Below are 26,258 nucleotides of genomic sequence, written 5' to 3'. Positions count from 1 at the left end.
GCCAGGGTCGCGCCCTCACCGCGTCCGTTGTCGCAGCTACGACCCTGCGCCGTGCCCGCTGATCCAGCGTGCCGGTGACCAGAAGCCGCTGCCCGACGAGGCGGATACCCACCAGTCTCCGGTACCGACGTCAAATGTGATCATGTCGCTGCGTCCATCGCCGGTGACGTCGGCAAGGAACTGTTCGGTGGTCCCCACCCCGTGGCCGTAGGCCCACTCCGTCGGCGTCCAGAAGCCACTGCCGGCTGATGTGCCGACCTGCCAGCGACCGTTGCCGGCCCAGAAGTACGCCGCGTCGGCGCGGCCTCCACCGTCGACATCGCCGACGAGTCGCTTGCTGCTGCCGGCACCATGTCCGGCCGACCACTGGCCCGGGTAGCCGAACGCGGAGCCGGTGGACAGGCCGACGTACCAGGCGCCGCTGGATGCGACGTAGATCGCGGCGTCGGCCTTGCCGTCGTAGTTGACGTCGCCCAGCGTCTGGTCGCTGCTGCCAACGCCGTGCCCGGTGATCCACCGTGCGGGCGACCAGAAGCCGCTGCCTGAGGATGTGGACACCCACCAGTCGCCGGTGCTGGCGTCGAAGGTGACCACATCGCTTCTGTGATCGCCGGTTGCGTCGATCACCCACTGACCGGTAGTGCCTACGCCGTGTCCGGCTGCCCAGTCCGTCGGAGCCCAGAATCCCGACCCGGATGACAGGCTGGCCGTCCACCGTCCAGTGGCGGCGAAGAACGCGACCAGGTCCGCCTTGGCGTCGCCGTTGGCATCGGCGAGGAAATACCGGCTGGCGCCCACTGAGTGTCCGTAGGACCAGTTGCCGGGATAGCCGAAGCTCGACCCCGTGGACAGCGCGACCATGGCAGTGCCGGTGTCGCGGAACATCACCACGGCGTCGGCCTTGTTGTCACCGTTGACGTCGCCGAGCAGCCGGCTGCCGACCCCGCCGGCGAGGTCCCGAAAGTGGATGAAGTTGTCCGGCCACGCCGGCGAGTTGGTGGTGATGCGCCACCGGTCGGTGTAGTTCAGCTCGAAGTTGTCATCGGTGACCTCGATGTACGTCGAGGTCACGACCTCGACGTAGGCGACGTGCCCGGCCGATCCGCCGTTCCATTGGGCGATGGAGCCGAGCGCTGGATTCTGGTCCACGAGGACACCGTGGGCGGCGGCGGAGGTGTCCCAGTCGGTGGCGTTAGCCGCCCAGCCGGGGTCGGCGAGGCCGTTGGTGGCCAGCCGGTAGGCGGCGTAGAGGGTGCAGTTGTGGTAGCCGTAGCTGTTGCTGCTCGCGTAGCCCGCCCCGTACCTGGCCCCGGACCAGCCGGTGCTCTGCCCGGCGTACCCGCCCGTCGTGCATCCGTAGCTGGGGTCTGGGCCACACAGGCGGGTCACGCCGGCCACACCTGCCCCTGGACGAGGATGGGTAGTCGACGACGGCGTTGCGCTGGCGCGGACCGACGGCCCAGCCAAAGCGCCGATCACGATCGCTGCGCAAACCGCGAGCGCAACGTCTCGCCAGCGGGACCGGCCTGACCGGTCGGGAATTCTGATGGACATTCACATTCTCCTCAGCACGCGCGAGCCGATCCGCGTCCTGGCGTGACGACAAGCAGGGCTGGGGGGTACTGCACCCTCCGACGCTGTCGACACGCCGGCTGGCGATCGGCTCTAGGCGGTCCCGGCATGGGCCGGGCTGTGTGCGCCACTGTCGGACATCCGGCCATCCGCTGACCCCCATCCCGGACATCCTGGATATCCGGGATGGGGCCACGCGCGGCCCCTACGCTGTCCCGGATGCCCCGTCGACCATCGAGTTGCCACGGAAGGCCGCGATGACTGCATCCGATCCAGAGCCGGTTAGTGCACTTTTCGACAGGTTGGAGCGGCTACGCGCGGAAGCGGGAAACCCCAGTTGGGCAGCGCTAGAACGGGCGGCTAAGCCCTGATCCACCGATGAGATTGATGTGGCGGGGACGTCTCGGACGCGACAATGCCCCCGCGAGCTGGAAAGATAGAGGTTCTTGAGGCATCTATCGTTCAGTTCGAGAGGGCACCGTCCGGGTGAGAATATCGCACGGCGCGGCACGGCTGCGCGCATCGTTTGATGATCCGAATCTGGTGTCGTGTGCCGGGCTGGCGCCGGTCCTGGCGCTCGCGCAGCGGTGTGACCTGCACGGGGTCGTCGATGCTCGGCTGCGGGTGCCCACGGACAAGGGGTCCAACGCGTCGGGAAAGGTCACCACGATCGTGGCGGGCATGGTGACCGGCGCCGACTCGATCGACGACCTGAACGTACTGCGCCACGGCGGCATGCCGGCTCTGTTCGGCAGCGTGTACGCACCGTCGACGCTGGGCTCGTTCCTGCGGACGTTCACCCACGGCCACGTCCGGCAGTTGCAGGCCGCCTCGCGGCAGTTCCTGGTCCGGCTGGCCGGGCAGGCGCCGTTGCTGCCCGGTGCCGGGTCGGTCACGTTCGTCGACGTCGACTCGCTGCTGCGCCGGGTCTACGGCAAACAGAAGCAGGGTGCTGCGTTCGGTCACGCCAAGGTCGGCGGCTATCAGGTTCTGCTGCGTGGTCTGAACCCGCTCATCGCCACGATCAGCACCGCGGACGCGGCGCCGGTGATCGCCGCGACCCAGCTGCGCGCCGGGAACGCGGGCTCAGCCCGGGGCGCGGCAGCACTCGTCGCCGAGGCCGTCGCCACGACCAAAGCCGTCCTGGCAGCCCAGGCAGCCCGGCCCGCAGCCGCCACGACAGCGTCGACGACAGCACCAGCCGGTGAGATCGTCCTGCGAGCGGACTCAGCGTTCTACTCCCGCACGGTCGTCACCGCCTGCCGCCGAACCCGGGTGCGTTTTTCGATCACCGTCCGCATCGACGCCAAGGTCCGCCGGGCGATCGCCACGATCGGCGAGGACGCCTGGACCGAAATTCGTTACCCACAACCGGTCTGGGACGACGAGTAGCAACGGTTCATCTCCCGCGCACAGATCGCCGAGACGACCTACACCGCGTTTGAAGGCACCCGCCACGAGGTCACTGCCCGGCTCATCGTGCGCCGCGTCCCCGACCTGAACAAATCCACAGTGGACAACCAAGGCGCACTGTTCACCGTGTGGCGTTACCACGCCGCGTTCACCGACAGCCCATACATCCTCGTCCAAGCCGAAGCCCAACACCGCGGCCACGCCATCATCGAACAGGTCTTCGCCGAACTCATCGACGGCCCCCTCGCCCACCTGCCCTCGGGCCGGTTCAACGCCAACAACGCCTGGCTGACCTGCGTCGCTATCGCGCACAACCTCACCCGCGCCGCAGCCACCCTCGCTGGACGCCCCCACGCCACCGCCCGTGCTGCCACCATCCGCCGGCACCTCATCAACATTGCCGGCCGACTCACCCGCCACGCCCGCGAGGTCACCATCCACCTCCCGCAGCACTGGCCCTGGCAGCACAACTGGCGACGGCTCTTCACCACCGTACACGCCCCACCCATCTGACCATCCACAGTAGACAATCACACAGCCGACGCAGGCCAACCACACGTCAAACCCCGCCAAGCGACCCCGAGCGCACCGGCAAACCGGCCGGCCACCGCTACACGCCCTGACCAACACCCAAGATCACGGAACCAGCCCCACCGAACACCGAAACCTCATCGGTGGATCAGGGCTGAGGGGTTCATGTGGCCGGGCCTTCCAGCTCGCGCGTCACACGTGGTGTGGTTACGAACGCACTATCGACCGCCACGCCAACTATGCCGGGGGGACCTCGCCGATCCGGTCAACGATCCCCTGCCGAAGCCTCGCCGTCACACCCGTACCGAGGTACAGCCATGTAGTCGGGTTAAAAATCAGCATCGTGCCCTTGTCCCCGTCGCTGTCAGCCGACGCACCAGTGCTGGCATCAATGCGCCGCACGATCACTCCGACCCCACGCCGGCCCAGAACATCCACCACATCACTCCGATACGACACCCCCGGAATCATCGCGATCGCGTTATACAACGCGGCCTGCTGCTCGGCCGTCAGGTAGGTACCGCGCGCGAGATCACCCGCGGTGACGAATGCCTGCACATCCTTGGGATTGTCACCCTGGCTGTTTTTATAAAGGTAGGCAAGCATGGCCGCACCGTCGACCGGTAGGTCCGGTCGATAACCACGGACCCCGGCCGGAACCGGCGCTTCCATCGCCGCAGCTTCCGGGCTCGACATGGGACGCGTACGCAGCAAGCCAGCACGCGTGCCATCAATGGACCACCAAACCCGCCGGTTCTGCGGCCCGCGATCATCCGTTTGGACCGACCCACCCGGCTGCACAATACGCATTGAGTAGTGGTCAATTGACTCCACGAACGCGAACTGATCCGGCCGCGGTGCCGGCTCGGCTCGCGTCAATGCGACCCGGGCCGCGTTCTGCAACACGTTCACGGCCTCCGCGTCACGCCCCACAGCTTCCTCGGGCCTGTCAGAGTCCACCATCCGAACGGCTGTCACCACGCCCGCCACCACGATTATCCCCGCGCTGAGCGCCGACAACACGCGAAGGCGCAGGGACCACGACCTACGAGGCCGGATCCGGCGACGCTCCGCATCGACGATCTCACGCAGCAGGGGATCCCTAACCGTTGCTGGCACGCCCCCGCCGTTCGCCAGGTCATCGCCAAGCGACCGGACAAGTTCAACCTCATTCATGAAGGCACCTCCAGAACATTGCCGTCTGCCAGAACCGCCCGCACCTTCCGCCGCGCACGATTCAGCCGCGAGCGCACCGTCCCAACCGGAATGTTCAACGCTTGGCCGACCTCGTCATACGTCAGATCGCCCCACGCCACCAGAAGCAGCACATCCCGATCACGCCGCGCCAATTTGCTCAACGCCAAACTCAACAACTTCTTGACCGATCCGGCTGCGACGGACTCACCAACCCGGTCAGCGAACTCCTCCGTCGACGGCTCAACCCCAACCCGAGCCATCATCCGATACCGTGCAGTCTCAGCGCGAAAATGCATCGCAATCTGCTGCGACACGATCGAATACAGCCACGACTGAGCGCTCACATATTCCGGTCTGTATCGGTCCCTTGCCCGGAAGGCGACGACAAACGCCTCCGCCACGACGTCCTGAGCAACATCATCACCGACACGCCGCCGGGCATACCCGAACAACCGCCCGGCATACCTGTCATACAGCAGAGCGAACTCCTCCGGATTCCCGAGCGAAGCCCGGACGATCTCAACATCAGACGCCAGCGCACCCACCCACCAATCGGTCGTCGATCCACCCACACCAGGCGCTGCACGATGCAGACCCCTGTCCCATATCTGCCTCAAACGCCCCCAGAGTTCACGGCCTACGAACGTCGCCCGCCGCTGACACGCCGAAGCCCCGGTTGTCGTACAGCAGGATTTCAGGGCTTTCGCGTGTCTGACCAGGCTGAGACCCAGCAGGCAGCCGGGTTCGACACATAAAAGTAGGCGTCCATGCGCCGATGGCGCAGAGCGTTGCTGAATTGTCCTGTACTAGAACAAGGCGCCGCGCGTCGCGCGGCGCATCGGAACCTGTCAAGTCAACTGAGACTGGTTGCCGTGGAAGCTCCACAGCTCCTTGCGCAGCGCGTAGTCGAGTTCACGCTGCCATTTGGCGTGCAGGAACTCGACGATCGCGGCCCGGCCGGTCAGGAATTGGTCGCGGTTGCGCCAGCTCGAGTCCTCGGTGTAGGCGAGGGCGACGCGTTCGGGGTCGCGGGTGTTCCAGGCGACCTCGGCGGCCTGGACCTTGGCGAGCGCGGTCTCCAAGGTGAACGGTGGTAGCGGTGACCGGGCGGTCATGGTTCCTCCGGTAGATCTGCGGGTTTGGGATGGGCGGTGGTAGGGCCTACCCACGATCCAGCCGGCGACACGGTCTGGTTCGGTGGCGCCAGCCATCAATGTGACCGGATCACCGACCTGGACGGCCCGGGCCAGATGACCCAGCAGTCGAGGCCGAGCCGGTGGCCGAACCGGCGGCGGATGGGCCGCAGCATGTCGACGTCCTGCGCGCCGGTGTCCGGGTCGATGGTGATGAGGACGGCGGTGGTGGTGCTGCCGGGTGGTCCTCAGCGAGATCGTCGCGGGGCTCAGCACCATCCACGCCGCACACCCTGGCGCCCTGGTGCACCGGGGTCGCGCCGGGCGGTGGGAGATCCGGCCGGCCCGACCGGCGCGCCACTCCGCGGGGCCGGATGCGGCAAGCCGCGGGAACCGTGCCAGGTGCGATAACGGCTCTTCCGTCAATCACCCCGACGCTGGAGTCGTCCGATCCGTAGGTTGCCTCGCGTCCGCAAGTGGTCGCGACCCAGTGCTGAGGGCCATGGACTGTTGCACCTCGCGGAGGCAGGATGGGCTGCACGTCGTCAACGTTGGAGGCGCCGTGGCGGACGAGTGCACCCCGGCAGCCACGCCGCACGCGTCCCCATCCGCGCTCCGATCGACCTGAGACGCCCTGTCGCCGAAGGCGACTGCGAAGGGATCCACAGTGGACGGACAATCCACCGGATTTCCGGTGTAATCAGGCCCCCCAAACGAAGCCGATCAAGGCTCTGACCAGGAACGCCGACCTTCTGGACTAGTTGAGTCGGCCTGGAGCGCGGTGCCAGTGTTGCCGCTGGTCCGTTTCTCCAGGCCGCTCGCCGAGTGAAGTGGGCCGCCGGCGAGGTGCCCGTGGTGTGGGTCCTTTTCCGTCGGCCTCTTCCCGAACCGTGCTTGTCGGTTTCCCTGACACACGGCTCTCCAGTGGTCAGTTCCGGAGGGATGTGCTGTTCCGACCAGCGTGGATGTCCTCGTGGCAGGTCCGGCAGATGACCAGGGTCTTGCGGCGCCGTTTCGCCATGAGGTGCACCCATGCGGGTTTGTCGGGCCGATCGTGGCGTTTGAGGTCGGCGAGTTTGCGCAGGTGATGGACTTCCAGCCTGTCGGTGGACTCGCAGATCTCGCATTGCTCGGCCAGCAGCCGGTGGATCAGTTCGTTGCGTTTGGCGCTGGCCATGATCGGTGACTGGTCGGTCAGGACTGCTGCGCGTTGGCGGCGTAGCGGGATTCCGCCGAAGCGGGCGACCAGTGGTTTCCTGCCCCGGTCCCGGGGGATGACGACCTGGAAGCAGGTCCGTGGCCCGTCATCGGTGGCGATGACCGTCTTGTACTTGGCGGCCATCTTCGTGACGGTGGACCGGTGTTTGCCTGCGAGGGTCTTGAGCATCGAGGTCTCCATGACCCAGCGCAGGGTGTCCAGGCGGAACACGTCCTGGGCGAGCAGGTAGTACTGGACCAGGCCCCGGTACTCGGCCTGGTACTTCGCGACGATGGTGAAGTCGTCGTCGTGAAGCAGCGCGCCGCGTTGAGCGGGTTTGCCTTCGCGCTTGTAGTTCGCGCATCGCTGCCTGATGACGTCGCGGGGCACGAACAGTCCGATCGCGCCGTTGACCGCTCGGCGGCCTCGGGTGATCTTCGGCGACCTTCGCGCGGTTGACGACGAGCCTGCCGTTGGCCTGCTGGCGCAGGTAGCGGCCCAGCGTCGGATGATCCCGCAGGGCGCATTCAGCTTTGCGGTGCGGTTCCTCGTCGGCGATTCTGCCGGCCCTGGCCGCCTTCGTCCTGGCCTTGGTCCGGGCCTCGGCGATCCGGGCGAGTTCAGCCTCGATGCGGGCCAGGTGCTTGTCGCGGGTGCGTTGGTCGCGTTCTGCCTCGTCGGGGTTGTGGCAGATGATCCACCGCTTGCCCGGGGTCGCGTCGACCGCGACTTCCTTGACCCGCAGGTTGTCCCGGACGATCTGGTAGCGGCCCTGCCGGGCGAGTGCCGCAGCCGCGTCGGGGCTGCCGTCGCGCATGCGTTCCCCGGCGATCCACCCGCCGCCGGCCCGGGCCAGGTAGGCCAGGTTCGCGTCCGAGGAGAACCCCCGGTCGACCACGGTGACGACCCGCCCGAGCTTCCACCCCCGCAGGTCATCCTTGACCTGCGGGATCACCGCCGCGTCGGTGGTGTTACCCGGCCACACCCAGCACCGCACCGGAATGCCCTCCCGCGTGACGGCCAGACCGATGACCACCTGCGGCAGGTCCGGACGGTGGTCCTTGCTCTTACCGAAACGGCGCAGCGTCGACACCGCCGCACCGTCCGCACTGCTGGTGTCATCTTCGTCGCCGAGTTCGAAGTAGGTGGATGTGGTGTCGAAGAACAGCACGTCGACTTCCAGGTTGAGCAGGTCGCCACGGCGAAGAACACCGTCTCCTGCACGACCGCGTGCGCACCCGCGTCAGCGTCGATGAGCAGGTCCATCGCCCGATACGCCTGATCGGCGTCCATCATGGACAGTCCCGGGACGGCGACGTCGCAGGTGGCCCAGTCCGCCACAGCCAGCTTCGACGCCGGCGCTACCGCCCGGTTGGCGACCAACGCGAACAGCACACGTTCCACCTGCGTGCGGAACCGGCGCCCGTCGAGGACCCCGCTCAGGGCCTTGTCGATGCCGAGGGTCTTCCACAGCCCGTCGAGCAGCCACACCGACCCGCAGGAACGCGACTCGACCACGATCAACGGGCCACCGCCGGCTGTCTCGGCGAGGTCCGCCGGTTCCTCGCCCAGATAGCGGTTGATCGACGCCACGAGGCGGCGCAGCCCAGCCACTATGGCGGGCCTCAACCGCAGCCTCGTCTCCGATCCCGCCGCGCCGTTCGGCGGGGTCAAGGAGTCCGGCCTCGGCCGCGAAGGCGGATTCGAGGGCGTCACCGAGTACCTAGAGACCATCTACGTCGTCACCCAGTGGTGACGCGCGGCTGATGAGCGGTGCGGCCGGTCGGGGAAGACCTCAGCCGACCGTCGCCGCGTTCGTCTCGGCCAAGGCCCGGTGCAGCACGGCGAGCAGCGCGTCGCGGACCGACTGCGGGCTACGCGCGTCGAACGTGATGAGCGGCGTGTTGTCGCTGATCGCGAGCGCCCACCGCACGTCGTCCAGTTCGTGCGGCAGGTCGCCGTCGAACAGGTTCACCGCGACGGCGAACGGGATACCCGCCTGCTCGAAGTAGTCCACCGACGGGTAGCAGTCGTCCAACCGGCGGGTGTCGACGATGACCAGCGCACCGAGCGCGCCGATCGCCAGGTCGTTCCACATGAAGCCGAATCGGTCCTGCCCGGGCGTGCCGAACAGGTACAGCTTGATCTCCTCGTCGATGGTGATGCAGCCGAAGTCCAGCGCGACCGTCGTGGTGACTTTGTCCGGGACGTGCCCGGTGCGGTCGATCTCGGCGGCCACCTCGGTCATCGCCGCCTCGGTCGTCACCACCGGGATCTCGGAGATGCTGGCCACCGTCGTGGTCTTGCCGACCCCGAAGCCCCCGGCGATGACGATCTTCACCGGCAGCGGCGGGCGGCGGCGGGCGGGAGTAGCGCCGGCCATCTGCCCGGGAAGCACGCGCCCCCCGGGCCTGTCAGTGGATGGCTTGAAGTCCACGGATGACCCTCTCGATGATGGCGGCATTGCGGTGCAGGCCGCTGACCGGGCGACGTGCGGCCAGGTGTCCGCAGGCGATGAGGTCGCCGACGAGGACCCGGGCCACGCCGAGGTGCAGGTTGAGGCGGGCGGCGATCTCTGCGACGGCCAGCGGCGCGCGGCACAGCAGGACGATGTCGTGCTGCTCGTACCGGTAGCGCCCCGCGGCTTCCTCGCCCGCGGCCGTGGTCAGCACCTGCGCCTCGATTTCGAGGCCGGAGTCGGGTCGCGCCCGTCCCCCGGTGAGTAGGTACGGACGGACCGCCGAGGTGGCTGGCCGGAGCGGATCCGGAAACGGCAAGGACTGTCCCAGTGGGCCGGTGGGCGTGTCGAAGAACGGCCGCGCCATCGGCGCCGACGGGATGTCGGCGGGGTTGTCATGGACCATCGTCAGAACCCGACGTTGCTCTTCAGTTCGTCGATGAGGCCCGGTGTGAGCACCGCACCGGCACGGTTGACGAACATGGCCATCTCGTACGCGAGCTGCCCCAGGTTCGCCGACTTGTGTGCGAGCACGCCCAGCACCGCGCCCACGCTGATCGCGCTGACGAGCAGGTATCCACGATCGAGGTCGATGATCACCTTGTTCGGGGCGCCAAGGTCGTACACCTGCGAGGCGCCGTTGGCCAGGCTGATGATCGCCGAGGTGATCGCCGCCAGCCGGTCGGCATCGGCCCGTTCCAGCGAGTTGGTCAGCGCTATGAGCAGCCCGTCCGACGAGACCGTGATCGCGTCGGCCACGAGCGGTGTGTTGGCGGCGAACTGGTTGAGCAGCCAGTTGAACTGCTGCGCCTCCGCGCTGATGTGTTGGATCGGTACGGTCATCACTGCCTCTTCCGGCGGTCGGGATCGAGTTCATTGAGGCTGTGTGCGGCACGGGCGAGCCCCTCGGAAAAACCGTCCAGCGCAGCCCGCTCAGATTCCGGATCCCGGAGCGGGCCGGCTTGAGCCGCGTTCGCCGGCGTCCCTCGCAGGTTTGCGGCGGGGGGGTTCGGCCGTGCAGAGGCGAGGATGTGGGCACCTGGAGTTCGCCGGGTGAGGCCGTGCGCCGCCCGGGGCTCGGCCGCCGGCCCGGCCTGCGGAGGGGGCGGCGCAGTGGGGTACGGGTTCGGGTTGACCGCGGCCGATCTGCGCGCTGGCGGGTTCGAGTTCGGTCGCGGTGGGATGGGCGGCGCGTGGTGCCGGCGGTCGGCCGCGGCCTGCTCGGCTCCTTGCGTGAACGCGGTCAGCTCGGCGGCTTCGGCTTCCGCGTCGCGCAACCCCGTCGGTTCGCGGGTAGCCGGACGGGTCTCGAAGGCCGACGCGAACCTGCCCGGAGTACGCCTGTGGAGGCCGTTTCGGGTGTCGGCGGCGTGCTTGCCGTTGACCTGCACCTTGCTGTTGACCTCTGCGGGGGCGGGCGGCTGGGCCGCGGGACGGTCCAGGACCGCACGCGTCGCGTCGGCGGCGAAGTGGCCGTTGTCGTTCCCTTTCTGGCTTCCCGGTCCGGCGAACCAGCCGAATGAACCGCCCGCCGGACGCGACCAATTCGGCGTGGACGGCAGCGCGGCGGCTGGGGCGGCCAGGGCGGCCGGATGGGTGGGCAGCGAATGTGCCACCGAGTACAGGCGAGCCGGGATCAGGATCGTGGCCGTGACACCTTGTCTCGGGGTCGGATCCAGCCGCGCGGTCAGGCTGTGCCGGCGAGCCAGCCGGCCCACCACGAAGAGCCCGAGCACTTCGGTCGGGGCCACGTCCAGCCGCGGCCGCTCCACCATCCGGCGGTTCTCCTCCTGCATCCGCGCCGCTGGCATGCCGATGCCGAAGTCCACGACGGTGATCCGGCAATCATCGCCGATCTCCGCGCTGACCTCGACGAACGCTCCGGGCGGCGAGAACGCTGTCGCGTTCTCGAGCAGCTCCGCGAGCAGCAGTCGCAGGTCGGCGACGAGATCCGCGGCGACCACGATGTCGCAGACGAACCCCAGCCGTACCGCCTGGAAGCCCTCGATCTCCCCAGCGGCGGCCCGGATCACGGTGATCAGCGGGGTCGGTGCGACCAGTTCCGTGTCGCGCTTGCCGGAGACCACCAGGAGCGATTCGGCGCTGCGCCGCAACCGGGTGGTCAGGTGGTCCAGCCGGTACAGCTTCTCCAGGACCTGCGTGTCCTTCTCGTTGCGCTCCATTTCGTCGACCAGGCTGAGCTGCCGGGTCACCAGGCTCTGCGTACGGCGGGCGATGTTGGCGAACATGATGGCGACGTTGTGCTGCGTGCTGACCTGCCGTTCCAGGAGCAACGCGGCGGTCGCCTGGACCCGGTTGATGGCCGCGGCCAGTTCGCCGATCTCGTGCTGGCCCCGGATGTTGACCGCGGCCAGCCGGGTCGGCCGGGACACCGCCTCGTCGGCGTCGTCCACCCGTACCAGTTCGGCGCTGGCGATGTCGGCGACCGCGACGGCGGCACGGGCCAGCCTTCGCAGCGGCGAGGCGATCGACCGGCTCACGCGTACCGACAGGCCGATGACGAGGGCCAGCATGAGGACGCCGCCGAACCCGACGCCCAGCGCCACCGAACGGGCATTCGACTCCCGGTTGTCCGCCGCGGCGGCGATGTCGGACGCGATCCGGTCCTCGACGATCTGGCGCAGGAGGCCGTATGCGTTGGCTACGCCCAGTGCGGTCGCCACGCCATCGGTGGCACCCGCCGTGCCGGTGTCGCTGAACCGGGCGGCGATGTTCCTGATGCGCTGCCCGGACGGCCTCTGCTCCACGATGTCGAGCAGCGCTGACTGCTGGCCGGTGGCGAGTTGCCGGAACCGGTCGCGCTGCTGCTGCTCGGTCGCCAGGCTGGCGGCGAGCAGGGGCGCACCGGTGCCCCGGTCGGCGGCGGCGATCACCAACCCGGCAGCGACGTCGCTGGCGGCCTGGTTCGCGCGCAGCAACGCGTCGAGCGTGGCGAGCTGACGCAGCCCGACCACGTCGACACCGTTACGGGTGGTCAGGTCCAGCGCGTTCAGCAGTGCCTGGATGACGTCTCCATAGGCGCGGTACACGGTAGCGGTACCGGCGCTGCGGGACAGCACCAGCCGCCGCTGTTCGCCCAGCTCGCCGACCCGGTTCAGGGCCAGGGCAAGGTCGGCCTCGAGCCCATGACCGCGGATGCGCGCCACGCTGTCGTCGACCACTTGCTGCTGGATGACCACTGCGGACCGGTCCGTCGACGACAGCACCAGGTAGGCGAGCGCGAGCGCGCGCTCCTGTTGCAGGTCCTGGACCAGACCGCCGACCTTGCGAGCGAGCCGGGCAAGCTGCGCGGTGACCGCCGCGGCGCGCGCATCGTCGACCCGCTCGACGGTGAAGGGAATGATCGTGCACACCACCGCGAACAGCGGCAGGACCAGCAGCAGGCTGAGCTTCTGGCGGACCCCGAGGTTATTCAGCACCGTCGCGCTCCCGCGGCCGTGCCTGCACCCCTCGGCCCACGTGGACGAGCTCCTCGGCGCCGAGCAGGTCGCGGGCATCGATCAGGCTGATCTGCGGCGCCTCTGGCTCGGCCTCGGCCGCGGAGCTGTCGTCGCTGTCCTCCTCGATCGCGCGGGAGCGCCGGTCGGGAGCGAACAACCACAGCAGGAGGAGTGCACCGGCCAGCACGGTGACCGCGCCGGCGATGATCAGCCGATGTTGCTCGACGAGGCCGGCGTGACGATCCGCGAGCAGCGCGTCGAGCTGCACCCAGATCGCGCCGGCCAGCGTGACGGCCGCGCTGTTGACCCGGGCGGCGCTGTCGCTTATCCCGGCTTCTGTCACCGGTCCGCTGAACTGGCGGACCAGCGCCGGCGGGGTCAGCGCGTCGACCGCGTTCTGGAAGTCGTCCTGCTCGCCGGTGAGGTCGGTGCCGAGTGCCGAGCGCCCGGTGTTCAGCACGCTCTTCTTCAGCCCGGTGCTGATCTGGGCCGCGGCGGCCGCCACCTCATACCGGGCCACTGCGATGGCGGCGGCCCGTTCGCCCGGCGTGTCCCGGCCGAGCGGCAGTGCGACGAGATCCGCCGCGCGGGCGGTGTTGAACATCAATCCGGGTAGCCGCAGCAGCCCGACGTCCATCAGGTAGTACGCGTCCAGCTCAGGATCGAGGATGAGGTTGGACGAGTCGCCGACGTGCACCGTGAGCTGGATCGTGAGGCTGACGACGTCACCGAAGTTCTGGTAGGCGTCCGGACCGGTGCCCGGCTTGTCGATCAGCGCGCCGATCCGTTGCTGCAGCTCGGACCACCGGGTACCGGTGCCCAGCGCGGCACCGTGTGCGGTCTCGGCGGCCGCCACGCCGGCCGCGGCCGTGCGCAGCCGTCCGGTGTCGATCGGCTGGCCCCGCACTGCGGAGGACTCGGCCGCGGTCAGCGCTCCGATCAGGGCCGTCAGCGGCCGCAGGTAGGCGACACCGGCCCGTTCGGCGGTGACGAAGCTGCGCTGCCGGGACAACTCGGACCACGAGCGGAAGAGACTGACACCGAGCAGGGTGCCCATCACTGTCACGGTGAGGACCGCCGCGACGATCCGCGACTTCGGGCGAGCCGCCATTGTACTCATCGAGCCGTTCCCTCCTGGGCTGGCACAACCGGCTTACTGCGTCTTCACCGCGGCGGGAACCGGGCGCGCGTCAGGCGCGGCGGCCGGCTTGTCGCGATCGGTCAGGTCGTACGCGGCCTCCCCGTGCTCGGCGAGGTCCAGCCCGGTGGCTTCGGCCCGGCCGCCGACCCGGTTGCCCAGCAAGCGGTTCAACACGCCGCTGATGAGCAGGGTCAGCACGAGCGAGTAGGCGATGACGATCATGAGCGGGACGACCTGCCGGATCAGCTGGTGGTATCCGCCGCCGTAGAACAGCCCGGTGGCGCCCGCGGCGTTGACCGATTTCGTCGCGAAGAGCCCGACGCAGATCGCGCCGATGACCCCACCGCCCAGGTGGACGGCGGCGACGTCGAGCGAGTCGTCCACCCGGAACCAGACCTTGACCCCCACCAGCAGATGGCACAACAGACCCGCGAGCGCGCCGATCGCGAGCGCGCCGACCGGGGCGACGTAGCCCGCGGCGGGGGTGATGGCGACCAATCCGGCCACCGCTCCGGAAGCAGCACCCAGGCTCGTCGGCTTGCCGTACCGGACCCGCTCCGTGATGCTCCACGCCATGAGCGCGGCCGAGCCGGCGACCATCGTGTTCAGCGCGGCCGTGCCGGCCAGCTGGTTGGCGCCGTACGCGGAGCCGCCGTTGAACCCGAGCCAGCCGAACCACAGCATGGCCATGCCGGTCATCACCATCGGCAGGTTGTGCGGGCGGGCCGGGTTGGCCGGCCAGCCGCGGCGACGGCCCAGCACGATCGCCATGGCGACCGCGGCGGCGCCGGCGTTCGCGTGCACGACGGTACCGCCGGCGAAATCAAGCGTGCCCCACCGCACGGCCCAGCCCTCCGGAGCGAACACCCAGCGGGCGATGGGCGCATACACCAGGACTGACCAGATGGCGATGAACGCGCAGAACGGACCGAACCGCCAACGTTCCGCGGTGCTGCCGGTGATCAGCGCCGGGGTGACCGCGGCGAACATCAATTGGAAGAGCGCGAAGACCATGACCGGCACATGCGGTGCCGCGCTCGCCACGCCCGTCGGGTTGTTGAGGCCCAGCCAGCGGAAATCGCCGAGGAATCCGTTGCCGGGAGCGAAGGCGATCGTGAAGCCGACGGTGATCCAGGTGATGGTGACGATGGCCAGCGTGGCGAAGTTCTGCATGATGATGCTGATGACGTTGGTGCGCCGAACCATGCCGGCGTAGAAGAAGGCAACACCGGGCGTCATCAGCAGGACCAATGCGGCACTGACCAGCACCCACGCAGTACTGCCGGAGTCGGTGACGTTATCCACCTGTTACCTCCATGTAAAAAGGTTTCGAACCTCATACGTGCAGCAGCTTCCAGTGGTTCATGGAAGCGTCAAATCCCGCTGTACGGCTTACCCGGTATGGCGGATCGGATGATCGACAGTGGCCGCCTCATCGCCGAGCAGACTGGTCAGTGGTAGTGCTCCTGACGTGCCGGCGGGCCGCCAGTCGCGCCCGGGATGCGAGATCCGCTTGACCTGAACCGAGGCGTACGAGCACTGCGGCAGGATCAGCTCCACCCCGTCGGCCTGCACAGCTCGCCGGCGATCGATCGCAGCCGCGGCGGCTCGCGGAGCTGCCCGGCGGTGGCCGCGATGTCGATCGCCCGGCCCGAGCCGACGTCCAGTTCCACGAGAAAATGGCCGAGCCGGGCGCGTGGCCGCTCCCGATACAACGTGAGCTGGTCCGGTACCGGGTGGGTCAGCGGTTCGGGGATCAGCGCGTACGCGAGGGCCGCACCGGGCGTCCGCCGGCCGGGCCAGTACACGACGTCGTCGGGCAAGCCGGCGGCGCCGTGCCGGGCGTCGCTCGAACAGCCGGTGAGCGGCAGCCCCGCCAGCTCACCGGGCAGTTCTTCCGGATGGGCCCGCCCTTGCGGATCAACCCGGTAGGCGCCGACGATCCGGGTGTTGGACAGCCACGCGACCGGCAGCAGGTAGGAGTCCGGCGCGGCGAGCAGATGGTGCAGCTCGACGGGGCGCCGGCTGCCGAGTGCGGCGCCGTCGACCGCGGCGCCGGGGCCGACCCGAACCCGCAACAGGCTTCCTCCGCACACCTCGGCGGCCAAACCGGCCCGGTTAAGCCGGCCGATCAGGAACAGCCACGGACCCGGTACCCCATCGACGATCGAGCGCTCGACGGGCCGTCGAGACGCGATGTACAGCTCGAACGCCTCGGCGTTGACCTGCGGTTGGTCGGTGAGCCAGCGCAGCCGGTGCGAAACCCCGTGCCGGCCCGCGGTCGTCAGCGCCGGGCGCGGCTCCGGATCGGGCCGGACACCGGTCGGTCGGTCGCCGGGTCGGCCCGGGCCAGCCATGCCTCGGCCTCGGCCAGTTGGTCCGCCAAGCCGGCGCGCAGCTCGGCAGCATGGTCGAACTCAGCCTCCAGCCCGGGCTCATCGACCACGGCGGCCGCCTGGGCGAGCTGCGTGACGCGCTGGCCGAGGCCGGCGAGCGCGTCATCGTACCGGCTCCAGGCGATGAGCAGCGCCTCTCGCAGCGAGCCCACCCCCGGCTGACCACCCAGCCCGCCGAGCGCGGCGAGGACCCGACGGCAACCGGCGATCAGCTCCGGGTACCCGTCGTGGAGCGCGTCCAGCGCAGCCCGGAATCCGAGGGCGGCCGCCGGCGGCCCGACCACGTCGGGCGTGGGCACCGCGAGGTCCATCGGGTCTGCCGGATCCGCGGCACCGGCTGAGGGCCACGCCACGGCCGGCAGCGGCTCGGCCTCGTCGTACCCGGCGACGAGCTGGTCGAGCCGGTCGCGCAGGTCGGTGGTGTAGGACAACCACTGATCCAGCGCCGCAACCGCCGCCGGATCCCAGTCCCGCGCCGCAGCCGCCCACTGCCGCGCGAGAGTCCGCTCCGCGTCGAGGTATGCGGCGTATCGGGCGCCCAGCGGCGCGAGGCTGCGCAGCAGGCGGTGGTCAGCGGCCGGCAGCGCGGACATCGCGCGGGCGATGGCCCGTCGTAGCTGGTGCTCGCCGCGATGCAGCAGGCGCCAGCGGGCGAGCAGGACGCCGCGGTCCGGCGGACCGGCCAGCGGCTCGGAAGCCTCCGCGGCCCGGATCGCCTCTCGGAGCCGGACCTGGGCGTCCGACAGTTCCGCGGCGATCTCCATGACCCGCTCGGGCAGCCCGGCCGCCGTTTCAGGCGCGTCCGGCGAGGGCGCGGCTCGAAGCAGAGCGCGGGACGCCGGGTCGTACCGGGCGTTGGTGAGCGCCTGATGAAACTCGGTCCACGCGTCGACCAGGCCGAGCGCGTCGTCCGGATGGGTTTTGGCACGTGCCGCCCGGTACCGGTGCTGAATCTTCGGAACCTGGTCGAACAAATCCTGGATCGCGCCCGCCAGCCGGCTGGTCGGATCAGTGAGCGAAGCCTCGCTCTCGAACACCGGTCGCATGGCACACTCCTGCTTTTCTGATAGATCTCCTTCCTAAAGTACGGACAGCGGCGCTGCCGGGTTGGGTAGCTTTTCGTCAGCCGAAGAGGCAGGTGCGTTACCGGGTCACCGCGGACCCCTCCTTGTCATGTGCCGGACTCATGGCGATTCGGGTCCTTGCGGTCAGTCGGCGGGGAAGCAACATACCCGCAGCTGAGGCGCCACCGAAACCCCCACCACCGGGACATCGACCCACCCCTCAACAGGAACAACCAACCACCCCCGCGGACACGGCATGCTGGCTCGTAGCGGTGCAGGTACGCCAGCATCGCCCGGCGCAGCGTCTCCCGCAGGGCGGACCGGTCCTCCGGCAGCGCGTGCACTGCAACGTCGGCCAGTCCGTCGGGCGTCGTGAGCGGGGTATCGCCGAACCGCGCCCACCGGTGCGCCGACGACGACCACGACGTCGTGGTCGGTCGCGGCGGCGATGGCCCGGGCCACGTCCGGCGGCTCCGGGTCGACGTACGCGCCGAGCGCGATCACGCGGACGCCGGTGGACACCGCGTCGAGGTCGGCAGCAGGCCGACCTCGACGCCGTCGCCATAGGCGGTCCCACAGCAGGACCAGCGCCCAGCCGGGGTGAGCCTGGCCGGGTCGGGCTGCTTGCGGCCCTGGTTGCGGTCCATGTTCTCGGTGAAGCGAGCAGTGCTGCCCGGCAACCGCTCGGCGATCTGGCACAGGGTCTCGGTGGCGCCTGTGCGGGGCGCGGCCATGACGTAGCACTTGACGAACTCGTCGGACTGGGCGCGGGCCGCGGCCGGGCGGGCAGCGCCGCGATGGCTCCCAGCAGTCAGGCCGTTAGGCCGTGTCGTCGCCCCGGTGGCACCGCCATGGCTGGTGTCGACCCTCGTCCCTGGTCTCGAACAAGTGTATCGACAGGAGAACGGAACCGGGAGGGGCCGCGGTCCGTGCCGGACGCAGGGAAGGGCGGTCCGCTCGGGTGAACGCCGTCGAGGTCGCGCGCTGGATGGACGCCGTGTGCCGGGCCCGTCGTCGGCGGCGGACGTCATGGCCGCACTCGGGATCGACGCAGGCCCTCGTGACCCGCCGCAGGTCGCAGCTGTGCTGCCCGGCGCCGGACGGCCTCGACCGGCTGGACCTGGTGCTCGAACCGCCGCGCTCCCAGGTCGCCTTCGTCACCGCGTTCCTCAGCGACGACCTGCTGGTCGCCGACCTGAAAGCGAGGTTCGACGCCGGCGGCACCGCCGTCGCCGGGCCTCACGAGGCGGCGCCGACGATGGCGTTCGGCCGGATGCACCTGGCCGGGGCGTCCGGTCCTGCACCGTCCTCGCCCGACTGACGGCCCGAGACGTCGACCGGGCGCCGTGGTTACCCTGTACCCGCACGGCGAGTCCAGACGTCCGTGAACCGAGGACGACGACCATCCGTCACCAAGGCGACGACGGTCCCATCGAAGGGCAGGAGATGCAGTCGACGGTGCTCACCACCTCGATCGTGGGCGACCAGCCGGTGTCCCGGGCCGGGATGGAGAAGCTCATCGCCGAGGACGGGAGCCTCGCGGCGCCGACCAGCGTGAGCTCGACGGAGGCGCTGGACGGGACGTACGACATCGCCGTGCTCGGCCTTCCCCTGTGGGCGCGGACGGTGCCGGTCGAGGCGAACGCCGCCGTGGCCCGGATCGGCCATCCGCTGATCTGCTCCACGTGGGAGCAGCCGCCGGCACGCACCGCCGCGGTGCGGGCCGAAGTCCGGGAGCGCATCACCCTCCGTACCGAGCAGCAGGCCGTTCGGGACGCGCTGCGCGTGGTGTCCCGGGGCGGCTTCTACCTGTGCCCGCGGCTCGTCGAGCAGTACCGGGTCGAACTGTCCCGCCCGGCCGACGAGAACGCCGAACGGACGCCGCGGCCGTACGTCGTCGCGCTCGGCTGGACCGGCGACGCGGCGCTCTGCGCCGACCTGGCCCAGGCCCCGACGTGCTCGTCACCGGGCCGAAGCCGAGCGCCCGCCGCTTCGCCGCTGGCATCGCCCGCCCGCTCGCCGAGGACGGCGCCGCCGTGGTCGTGGTCAGCTCGGCGGCCGGCGCCGCCGTGCCGGACGTTCACGCGGTCGCGTCCCTGGCCGAGACGGCCGAGGTTCCCTCGGCGACCGAGCCGATCGTCGTGGTATGTGACACGGCGGAGCCGGAGCACACCGCCCGCGTCCGCGAGCTGACGGTCCGGGAGGCACCGCGCACAGTCGTCGTCCTGGTCGGCGCCGAGCACCGGTCGCACTGGTCGATCCACGTCCAACCGTCCCCCGTGGACGTCCGCTGACACAGCCTGGGGTGAGACCTCGATGATGGAATTCGACCTCCTCGGCGAGGGCCGCAAGGTCGCAACGGCCCTGCTGTACATGGGCGCGTTCCTGCTGGCGGTCGCGCTGCTCGTGTACCGCCTCGACGCGATCCTCGGGCGGGGCCGCCGGGCACGGCCATGGTACGTCGCCGTCTTCCTTGGCCCGACCCTCCTGCTGCTGTGCGTCGGGCTCGCCTATCCGATGCTGCGGACGCTGTACCTCTCGTTCTTCGACGCCACCAGCGAGTCCTTCGTCGGCATGGCGAACTACGCGTGGATCGTCACCGAAGACGACACGCTGCTGATGCTGCGCAACACCCTGTTGTGGGTGATCTGCGTGCCACTGGCGTCGACGGCCATCGGCCTGGCCTACGCGGTCTTGGTCAACAACGCCCGCCGCGAGCGGCTCGCCACCTCCCTGATCTTCACCCCGATGGCGATCTCGTTCGTCGGCGCAGCGATCATCTGGAAGTTCGTCTACGCCTACCGGGAGGCCGGCCAGGACCAGATCGGCCTGCTCAACCAGGTGCTGGTCTGGCTCGGCGGCGAGCCACAGCAGTTCTTGACCGACGCGCCGAGCAACACCTTCTACATGATCGTCATGCTGGTCTGGATCCAGGCCGGGTTCGCCACCGTCGTGCTGTCGGCAGCGATCAAGAACGTCCCGGCGGAGACCGCGGAGGCGGCCCGGCTGGACGGAGCCAACGCGCGGCAGATGTTCTGGTGGGTGACGATGCCCAGCATCCGCTTGACCGTGGTGGTGGTGATCGTGACAATCACCGTGGCCACGCTGAAGGTCTTCGACATCGTCCGCACGGCGACCGGCGGGCAGTTCGAGAGTAGCGTGCTGGCCCTGGAGGTCTACAACCAGTCGTTCCGCGCCAACGACACCGGCCGCGGCTCCGCGCTGGCGGTTCTGCTATTCGCCCTGGTCGTCCCGATCGCGGCGGTCCAGCTTCGCCGCCTGCACCGGCGAACTTAGGGCCCGTCCCAGCCTCGATCAGGTTTCGCTGGGGATCTGGTCGAAGCGGCGCCAGCCACCGTGTCCGTACGTGATAAGGCCCCCGTGGGGAGCCAGCGCACGCCGGCGACGGTGTCGTTGCGGCCGGATCGAACCGTCCGGTCCCACCGCGCCCTCCACATCCGTCATGGACAACAGGGCAGCCACCCACTACGGCGGCTTCGCCGAAGCCGGACCTGGGTCAGACTGCCAGGCGGTACCCCCGCCGGATCACCGTCTGGACGAGGTCCAGGCCGGGCAGGGCACGGCGGAGGCGGGAGACCGCCATCTCGATGGCGTGGTCATCGACGTCGGCGACGCTGGGCAGGCGTCGGCGGATGTCGGTGCTGGAGAGGACCTTGCCCGGGTCGCCGGCCAGGATCCGTAGTACTTCGACCGGCCCCTGCTGGATGGGGTAGAGGGTCCCGTCGAGCAGCGCTGCGTGGCCGCGTACCTCCAGTACCCGGTTGCCGACGGTGGCGTGCACGGCCCGGCCGAGGACCGTGCGGGCCAGCAGCGCGGCCGTCTCCTCATCGAATGGCGTCAGCGGTGTCGCCGGCACCACGCTGTGCTGGCGCAGCACCGCGGCGGCGAGCGGGCCTCGGCTGACGGCCGGGACGTGGGTGCCGAGTTGCGCCACGACCGCTGGCAGCCGCCGGTGGTCGTCGGCGAATCGCAGGATGTGCCTGGCCGCGACCGGGTCGAGCCAGGCGACGGCGTCGACCTGCCGGCGTCCGATCAGTTCGACGATCCGCCGCACGCCGACGACGTCGCTGGGTGGCTCGGTGACGTACGTGGGCACCTCGACCACGTCGGCGCCGCACGCCCCGAGCACCCCGCAGTACTCGGCCTGGTCCGGGGTGTCGAGCTGGACCGCGACCCGCCGCCCGCCGGCCCGGTTGGCCAGCAGGTGCCGGTGCAGTCCGTCGGCGGTCCCGGCCGCCGTCGACAGCACGTCGTGCAGGCCCGCGGCCCGCAGCGCGTCGGCCGTTCGGGCGTCCGCGGCCAGCGGCCGGGCCGTCCGCAGGGCGGCCAGCAGCCGGTCGGGGTCGGGCGCCGCGCGCAGCCAGGCCCGGAACCCGGCGGCGGAGGAGACCACGACGTCGTCGGGTGGCGCCTCCAGGCACGCCGCCGTCGCCCGGCTCAGCGCCGCCGGGTCCGCCTGCGGCACGGCGCGGACGCCCTGGACCGAGACGATCCGGGCGCCGTGCCGTTCGAGGAGGTCCGCGACGCGGTGCCGGCGGCGGTGGCTGACGACGGCGATCGTGAAGCCACGCAGGAGAGCCGGATCCGCCGCGGGTTGCTGCACCACCGTCTCCTTCCCGGGACAGGCAGGGGTCGGGCGGCGTTGCGGGCGCCGCCCGTTTGTCACCCGGTGGAACGCCCGGCGAGGGACGCAAGTTCACGGCGGGCGGGATCGGATGCCGATCTTGTGAGGGACGTTGCAAGACGGCTACACAAGACGGCCGGCTCTGGTGTGCGGCGGCGAACGGCCCAACACCCGACTCGCACGCCGTCAGAAGGGAAGAGCCGATGAGGGACAGCAGTGTGCTCGTGCGGGACGCCGGCCCGCTCACCGTCGCCGAGCCGGCGATGAACCTGATGCCGGCGCTGCTCGCCGAGCGGCTCGGCTGCCCGGTCCTCGCCGTCTGCGGCCAGCAGGTCCCGGTCCGGGCGCTGGTACAACAACGCCCGACGCTGCGCCGCCACCTCGGCCGGCCCGTCGTCCTCGGGATCCACTCCGACGACCCGCACGACGCCGTCACCCGCCGACCCCGCCGCGGCGGGGTCGGCGGCGCTCGTCCTGCACCGCCGGGTGCGGCACGTCCGCCCCCGCCAGCCCGTACCGGACCGTCGACCTGGAACTGGCCGACGGCGAGGGCCTCGACCAGCCGGGCGTGATCGCCCGCTCCGCCGCCACCGGCGAGGCCGAGCGGGCGGTCAGCGCACACTTCACGCCGCAGTGGCAGCAGTTCGGCACCGTCCACGGCCGCCTCTACGGCGTGTACTTCAAGGCCGCCAACAAATCGGTCACCTGGTACCGCACCGACGCCTTCACCGCCGCGGGCGTGACGCCGCCCGTGACCGGATCGACAGGTACTGGGTGGAGAGGCGTGGTCCGACCCCAGCACCGTCTTCGCGCCAGAGCCGAAATTCTGACAGGCTCCCGGGCGGGGGTGATCTGGCGGGACGCCGATCTGCACGGAGTCCCGCCGGGCAGAACCAGGATCATCTCCCCGTACGACACCGATGCCCGCTACAGCGAGAAACGCGGCCGCGCCTGGGAAGGCTACAAGGTCCACTTCAGTGAGACCTGCGACAACACCCCAGCAGAGGACGGCAGCACCGATCCCACCCAGCCACCGAACCTGATCACCAATGTGGTCACCACCCACGCCTGACACCCAGGGCGTGGCCGACTCGGCGATGACGATGCCGAACCCGCGACATGCTCGCCGACCGGGACCTGCTACCGGCCGAGCACCTCATGGACGCCGGCTACCCTTCCACCGCGAACCTGCTGGCCTGCCGCACCCAGCACCAGGTCCGCCTGATCGCCCCGATGCGCGGCGACTCCTCCCGCCACGCCCGCACCAACAGCACCTACGCCCGAACCGCGTTCACCATCGACTTCGACCAACAACAAGTGACCTGCCCACAAGGCCACCACTCAGCCACCTGGAACCCCACCCGCCAAGACGGCCAGGACGTCATCGTGGTCAGCTTCCCCCTCAGCGCCTGCATCACCTGCCCCGCCCGCACCGAATGCACCCGCTCAGCCCAGCGTCGACGACAGCTGACGCTACGACCCCGCCACCTGCACGAAGCCCTCCGCGACGCCCGCGCCGAGCAGCAAACCGACGCCTGGAAACAGACCTACCGCGCCCGCGCCGGAATCGAAGGCACCATCCACCAGGCCACCGCAGCCACCGGCATCCACCAAGCCCGACACACCGGCCTCGGCAAAGTCGACCTCGAACACGCCTTCGCCGCCACCGCGGTCAACCTCATCCGCCTCCACGCATGGTGGACCGGCACACCCACACAACGCACCCGAACAACCCACCTGAGCAGGCTCGATCTCACCCTCGCCGCATAGACAGAATTAGGCAACAGAGTCGCACAAGGTCAGTCGCAGCAGCACGACAGTCCATCATGCCGCATCGATCACCAGCTACGCCCAGGCCCAGCGTCTAGCAACCGGGTCAACATCTCCGACACCCCGCACCGACCCTCACCAGGGCGGATAGGGTTTCGGGGGGGGACTGTACAAATAACGGCGGATCTGCTGATCAAGGGAGAGACGCCAGATGACGACGGAAACCACCGTCGAGCAGGAACCGACCGGCGGGCCGGTCGGTGCGGTCACGGACGAGCAGTTGATCGCGATGCTGGTCGACCGGGCGCGTGGTGACGGATTGCAGCTGACCGGTGAGGGCGGGCTGTTGCAGCAGCTGACCAAGCGGGTCCTGGAGTCCGCGCTGGACGGCGAGATCACTGATCACGTCGGCTACGACAAGCATTACCCGGCGGGCAAGGGCAGCGGCAACAGCCGCAACGGCAGTAGGACCAAAACGGTGCTGACCGATGTCGGGCCGGTCGAGGTCCGGGTGCCCCGGGACGTGGCCGGGACGTATTCGGCATGTCAGAGAGCCAAACGATCAACCACGGTGACGTTTGGTAGCGAACCGCATCGCGGCAGATGTGCGCACTCGATCAAGCGACGTGGAGCTGCAAGATTTGCCGCGAGAAGCATCGGAGATCGGTGTGGATCATCGGAGGATTCGGCCACCAGCCGACAGCAGTACGCTCGCCGCCATGGCGAAAAGGAACAAGAAGCCCAGTACCGCCTGGCTCCATGGGATCCTGGCCAACGCGGCCGAGGTCCTTATCGTCGAGGCCGGTCCTGACGAACTCGACCGTGCCGACGCCGCGCGGACCGTGGTGGCTGGTGATGAGATCGCTGGGCTGGCGCGCGTGCTGGCCGTCGTGGACAGCGACCGCAGGGATGGCTGCCTGTGTCTCGGCTGGCCAACGATGGTCGTGTCGGGCGCTGACGGTCGCGAACTCGCCCGGTGGACCGTGCACCATCAGACGTATCTCAGGGGACTCGGCGACGGCGACGCCGAACTCCGCAACGGCCCCGCACTCACCGAGTGGTTGGCCGAGCACGGTTTGAGCGGGTCACGAGACGTCCAGCTCATGCTTGCCCGTCAAGAGGTGGAACACGAAGCGCGACGGGTTCGCTGGGTGACTGCCGCACCGGCTGGCCTCGCCTCCCTCGCCGAGGCCGTGACGCGCCGGGAGAACCACGCCGAGCGGCAACTGGCCGACCTGATGGCCCGCCGGATCCCCGACCTGGTGGAGCGGATCCGGACGCTGACCACTTGGGCCGGCGTACCTGCACGCGAGAACGGCACCTTCTGGTACGAGTCCCTGCCCCAACGGCTCCTGCTCGCCGAGTCGACTAAGGCAATCCTCGATGCGTTGATGATGGCTCCGCTATCACCGGGGCAGCTCGACGGCGCAGCGGAACTGTTCACGTGCCTCGAGTGGACCCGGCCGTTGCGGGCCGAAGTCCCAGAGCCGTTGCGGTCGCAGCTGATTGCTCATGTCACCGCCACCGGGACCGAGCCGATGCGCTTCCGGATGCACCACGGCTACGGCGCCAGCGCCAGCCGATGAGTCGGCTGGAACGTTTACCGCACGCGACATCAGGGGCGTCGACAACAGCATCGACAGACCAGGACCGCCGGCCGTAGAACTCTGACCCGACCTCGTCGACGTTGCCTGTCAGCGAACAGCAGCCGGAACGATCAAGAGGGTCATAACGCACTGACATCGGCACGATCGGACGCCGCCGACCGGCCCTGCCGTCACGTTGGGTGGCGAGCGCTTCGCGGCAAATCCGTGCACGTGATCTTGGTGCCGGAGCGTCTTCATTGCGAGTCGTCTTGTGGCAGCATCTCGTCGGCGAACATGCCGTAGGGCGCGCCGCCGGAGGTGTAGCCCGCCACGAAGAACGATCTGCCGTCCAGCATGATCCACCACTCGTCGTCGATCTGGTCGCTACCCCGTTCGACGGTACGGCGGGGGGTCGCTGGCGGGCGCTGTGCCCACTGCTGCGCCGAGTCTGGCAACGCGAACCCGAGCGCGGTCAGGTCGTCGTAGGCGGCGTACTTGTCGACGCCGTACCGTCTGGCGTAGCTCTTCACCGTGACCGCAGCACCGGAACGGATCCATTCCTGTGCCGAATCACGGCGTTGTCGCTGGCGCATCCGGTGACGTCGCGGCTGCATGCCCGGATGCTACCGGCGGCGGCAGGTGTCAGTCGTGCCGCACGGGTGGACGAAGCCGGGGTCGCCCGTCCTGCTTCCC

The 26,258-nt window shown here is 69.5% G+C and carries 26 protein-coding genes and 4 pseudogenes; 10 read left to right on the top strand and 20 right to left on the bottom strand.

Annotation, left to right across the window (positions count from 1 at the left end):
* Window positions 1-36 precede the first annotated feature (36 nt).
* Window positions 37-1,389: a CHAP domain-containing protein gene (locus tag OHA72_RS09985; RefSeq protein WP_327007553.1), complete on the bottom strand. Its 1,353-nt coding sequence runs from the start codon at window positions 1,387-1,389 to the stop codon at window positions 37-39.
* Window positions 1,390-2,058: 669 nt separating this feature from the next.
* On the opposite strand from OHA72_RS09985, the pseudogene OHA72_RS09980 reads away from it, so the two are divergent.
* A pseudogene (locus tag OHA72_RS09980) lies at window positions 2,059-3,498 on the top strand (IS1380 family transposase).
* 255 nt (window positions 3,499-3,753) lie between these two features.
* On the opposite strand, the gene OHA72_RS09975 reads toward OHA72_RS09980, so the two are convergent.
* The 6 genes and pseudogenes from OHA72_RS09975 to OHA72_RS64575 form a co-directional block, all read right to left on the bottom strand.
* Window positions 3,754-4,692, bottom strand: a complete 939-nt coding sequence (locus OHA72_RS09975) for a CU044_5270 family protein (RefSeq protein ID WP_327007552.1) — start codon at window positions 4,690-4,692, stop codon at window positions 3,754-3,756.
* Window positions 4,689-5,258 (bottom strand): RNA polymerase sigma factor, encoded by a 570-nt coding sequence (locus tag OHA72_RS09970; RefSeq protein ID WP_327007551.1) that lies wholly within the window; start codon window positions 5,256-5,258, stop codon window positions 4,689-4,691. The genes OHA72_RS09975 and OHA72_RS09970 overlap by 4 nt, the downstream gene beginning before the upstream one ends.
* A gap of 303 nt (window positions 5,259-5,561) precedes the next feature.
* Window positions 5,562-5,828 carry a DUF1348 family protein gene (locus tag OHA72_RS09965; protein WP_327007550.1) on the bottom strand — a complete coding sequence of 89 codons (267 nt, stop codon included), beginning with the start codon at window positions 5,826-5,828 and terminating at the stop codon, window positions 5,562-5,564.
* 946 nt (window positions 5,829-6,774) lie between these two features.
* A complete protein-coding gene (locus tag OHA72_RS09960) occupies window positions 6,775-7,188 on the bottom strand; it encodes an HNH endonuclease (protein WP_327007549.1) in 414 nt (137 codons plus the stop codon).
* 45 nt (window positions 7,189-7,233) lie between these two features.
* A pseudogene (locus tag OHA72_RS64580) lies at window positions 7,234-7,434 on the bottom strand (group II intron reverse transcriptase/maturase); the annotation flags it as partial.
* A 52-nt stretch (window positions 7,435-7,486) separates the two neighbouring features.
* Window positions 7,487-8,658 (bottom strand): annotated as a pseudogene (locus OHA72_RS64575) (IS1634 family transposase); the annotation flags it as partial.
* Window position 8,659: 1 nt separating this feature from the next.
* Here OHA72_RS64575 and OHA72_RS09950 point away from each other — a divergent pair.
* Entirely contained in the window at window positions 8,660-8,800 is a 141-nt protein-coding gene (locus OHA72_RS09950; protein WP_327007547.1) for an aldehyde dehydrogenase family protein, read from the top strand.
* Window positions 8,801-8,839: 39 nt separating this feature from the next.
* Here the strand turns inward: OHA72_RS09950 and OHA72_RS09945 are convergent, their stop codons facing one another.
* The 10 genes from OHA72_RS09945 to OHA72_RS09900 form a co-directional block, all read right to left on the bottom strand.
* Window positions 8,840-9,442: a GTP-binding protein gene (locus OHA72_RS09945; protein WP_442788550.1), complete on the bottom strand. Its 603-nt coding sequence runs from the start codon at window positions 9,440-9,442 to the stop codon at window positions 8,840-8,842.
* Window positions 9,443-9,458: 16 nt separating this feature from the next.
* Window positions 9,459-9,908: a DUF742 domain-containing protein gene (locus OHA72_RS09940; RefSeq protein ID WP_327007546.1), complete on the bottom strand. Its 450-nt coding sequence runs from the start codon at window positions 9,906-9,908 to the stop codon at window positions 9,459-9,461.
* Window positions 9,909-9,910: 2 nt separating this feature from the next.
* Window positions 9,911-10,345 carry a roadblock/LC7 domain-containing protein gene (locus tag OHA72_RS09935; protein WP_327007545.1) on the bottom strand — a complete coding sequence of 145 codons (435 nt, stop codon included), beginning with the start codon at window positions 10,343-10,345 and terminating at the stop codon, window positions 9,911-9,913.
* Complete coding sequence (locus tag OHA72_RS09930) at window positions 10,345-12,942, bottom strand: sensor histidine kinase (RefSeq protein WP_327007544.1); 2,598 nt, start codon at window positions 12,940-12,942, stop codon at window positions 10,345-10,347. The genes OHA72_RS09935 and OHA72_RS09930 overlap by 1 nt, the downstream gene beginning before the upstream one ends.
* Window positions 12,932-14,083: a hypothetical protein gene (locus tag OHA72_RS09925; RefSeq protein WP_327007543.1), complete on the bottom strand. Its 1,152-nt coding sequence runs from the start codon at window positions 14,081-14,083 to the stop codon at window positions 12,932-12,934. Before OHA72_RS09925 ends, OHA72_RS09930 begins: the two co-directional genes overlap by 11 nt.
* A gap of 33 nt (window positions 14,084-14,116) precedes the next feature.
* Entirely contained in the window at window positions 14,117-15,409 is a 1,293-nt protein-coding gene (locus OHA72_RS09920; RefSeq protein ID WP_327007542.1) for an ammonium transporter, read from the bottom strand.
* A gap of 87 nt (window positions 15,410-15,496) precedes the next feature.
* A complete protein-coding gene (locus OHA72_RS09915) occupies window positions 15,497-15,664 on the bottom strand; it encodes a hypothetical protein (protein WP_327007541.1) in 168 nt (55 codons plus the stop codon).
* Window positions 15,655-16,461 (bottom strand): hypothetical protein, encoded by an 807-nt coding sequence (locus OHA72_RS09910; RefSeq protein WP_327007540.1) that lies wholly within the window; start codon window positions 16,459-16,461, stop codon window positions 15,655-15,657. The genes OHA72_RS09915 and OHA72_RS09910 overlap by 10 nt, the downstream gene beginning before the upstream one ends.
* Window positions 16,389-17,546, bottom strand: coding sequence for a hypothetical protein (locus OHA72_RS09905; RefSeq protein ID WP_327007539.1), 1,158 nt, complete (start codon window positions 17,544-17,546; stop codon window positions 16,389-16,391). Before OHA72_RS09905 ends, OHA72_RS09910 begins: the two co-directional genes overlap by 73 nt.
* Window positions 17,547-18,064: 518 nt before the next feature.
* Complete coding sequence (locus OHA72_RS09900; RefSeq protein WP_327007538.1) at window positions 18,065-18,298, bottom strand: hypothetical protein; 234 nt, start codon at window positions 18,296-18,298, stop codon at window positions 18,065-18,067.
* A gap of 326 nt (window positions 18,299-18,624) precedes the next feature.
* Between OHA72_RS09900 and OHA72_RS09895 the strand changes: the two genes are divergently transcribed.
* Window positions 18,625-18,885: a hypothetical protein gene (locus OHA72_RS09895; protein WP_327007537.1), complete on the top strand. Its 261-nt coding sequence runs from the start codon at window positions 18,625-18,627 to the stop codon at window positions 18,883-18,885.
* 88 nt (window positions 18,886-18,973) lie between these two features.
* On the opposite strand, the gene OHA72_RS09890 is transcribed toward OHA72_RS09895, so the two are convergent.
* Window positions 18,974-19,306 carry a hypothetical protein gene (locus tag OHA72_RS09890; RefSeq protein WP_327007536.1) on the bottom strand — a complete coding sequence of 111 codons (333 nt, stop codon included), beginning with the start codon at window positions 19,304-19,306 and terminating at the stop codon, window positions 18,974-18,976.
* Window positions 19,307-19,519: 213 nt separating this feature from the next.
* Here OHA72_RS09890 and OHA72_RS09885 point away from each other — a divergent pair, with 213 nt between their 5' ends.
* Both OHA72_RS09885 and OHA72_RS09880 read left to right on the top strand, forming a co-directional pair.
* On the top strand, window positions 19,520-19,858 hold the full coding sequence (locus tag OHA72_RS09885; protein ID WP_327007535.1) for a CoA-binding protein: 339 nt from the start codon (window positions 19,520-19,522) through the stop codon (window positions 19,856-19,858).
* Between the two features lie 25 nt (window positions 19,859-19,883).
* Window positions 19,884-20,861: a carbohydrate ABC transporter permease gene (locus OHA72_RS09880; protein ID WP_327011521.1), complete on the top strand. Its 978-nt coding sequence runs from the start codon at window positions 19,884-19,886 to the stop codon at window positions 20,859-20,861.
* A 220-nt stretch (window positions 20,862-21,081) separates the two neighbouring features.
* Here the strand turns inward: OHA72_RS09880 and OHA72_RS09875 are convergent, their stop codons facing one another.
* Window positions 21,082-22,188 carry a uroporphyrinogen-III synthase gene (locus OHA72_RS09875; RefSeq protein WP_327007534.1) on the bottom strand — a complete coding sequence of 369 codons (1,107 nt, stop codon included), beginning with the start codon at window positions 22,186-22,188 and terminating at the stop codon, window positions 21,082-21,084.
* Between the two features lie 224 nt (window positions 22,189-22,412).
* Here OHA72_RS09875 and OHA72_RS09870 point away from each other — a divergent pair, with 224 nt between their 5' ends.
* The 5 genes and pseudogenes from OHA72_RS09870 (at window position 22,413) to OHA72_RS09850 (ending at window position 25,565) form a co-directional block, all read left to right on the top strand.
* A complete protein-coding gene (locus tag OHA72_RS09870; RefSeq protein ID WP_327007533.1) occupies window positions 22,413-22,781 on the top strand; it encodes a hypothetical protein in 369 nt (122 codons plus the stop codon).
* Window positions 22,778-23,281: a hypothetical protein gene (locus OHA72_RS09865; protein WP_327007532.1), complete on the top strand. Its 504-nt coding sequence runs from the start codon at window positions 22,778-22,780 to the stop codon at window positions 23,279-23,281. The genes OHA72_RS09870 and OHA72_RS09865 overlap by 4 nt, the downstream gene beginning before the upstream one ends.
* A gap of 47 nt (window positions 23,282-23,328) precedes the next feature.
* Window positions 23,329-23,979 (top strand): transposase, encoded by a 651-nt coding sequence (locus OHA72_RS09860; protein ID WP_327007531.1) that lies wholly within the window; start codon window positions 23,329-23,331, stop codon window positions 23,977-23,979.
* Between the two features lie 289 nt (window positions 23,980-24,268).
* Window positions 24,269-24,517: pseudogene (locus tag OHA72_RS09855) on the top strand (transposase); the annotation flags it as partial.
* A gap of 181 nt (window positions 24,518-24,698) precedes the next feature.
* Entirely contained in the window at window positions 24,699-25,565 is an 867-nt protein-coding gene (locus OHA72_RS09850) for a hypothetical protein (protein ID WP_327007530.1), read from the top strand.
* A 254-nt stretch (window positions 25,566-25,819) separates the two neighbouring features.
* On the opposite strand, the gene OHA72_RS09845 is transcribed toward OHA72_RS09850, so the two are convergent.
* A complete protein-coding gene (locus OHA72_RS09845; protein ID WP_327007529.1) occupies window positions 25,820-26,179 on the bottom strand; it encodes a hypothetical protein in 360 nt (119 codons plus the stop codon).
* Window positions 26,180-26,258 lie beyond the last annotated feature (79 nt).

Origin of the sequence: Dactylosporangium sp. NBC_01737, assembly GCF_035963215.1 — a bacterium.
In the GTDB taxonomy this organism is placed as follows: domain Bacteria; phylum Actinomycetota; class Actinomycetes; order Mycobacteriales; family Micromonosporaceae; genus Dactylosporangium.
The sequence above is the reverse complement of the archived record's forward strand: the minus strand, read 5'-3'. Positions and strand labels throughout refer to the sequence as shown.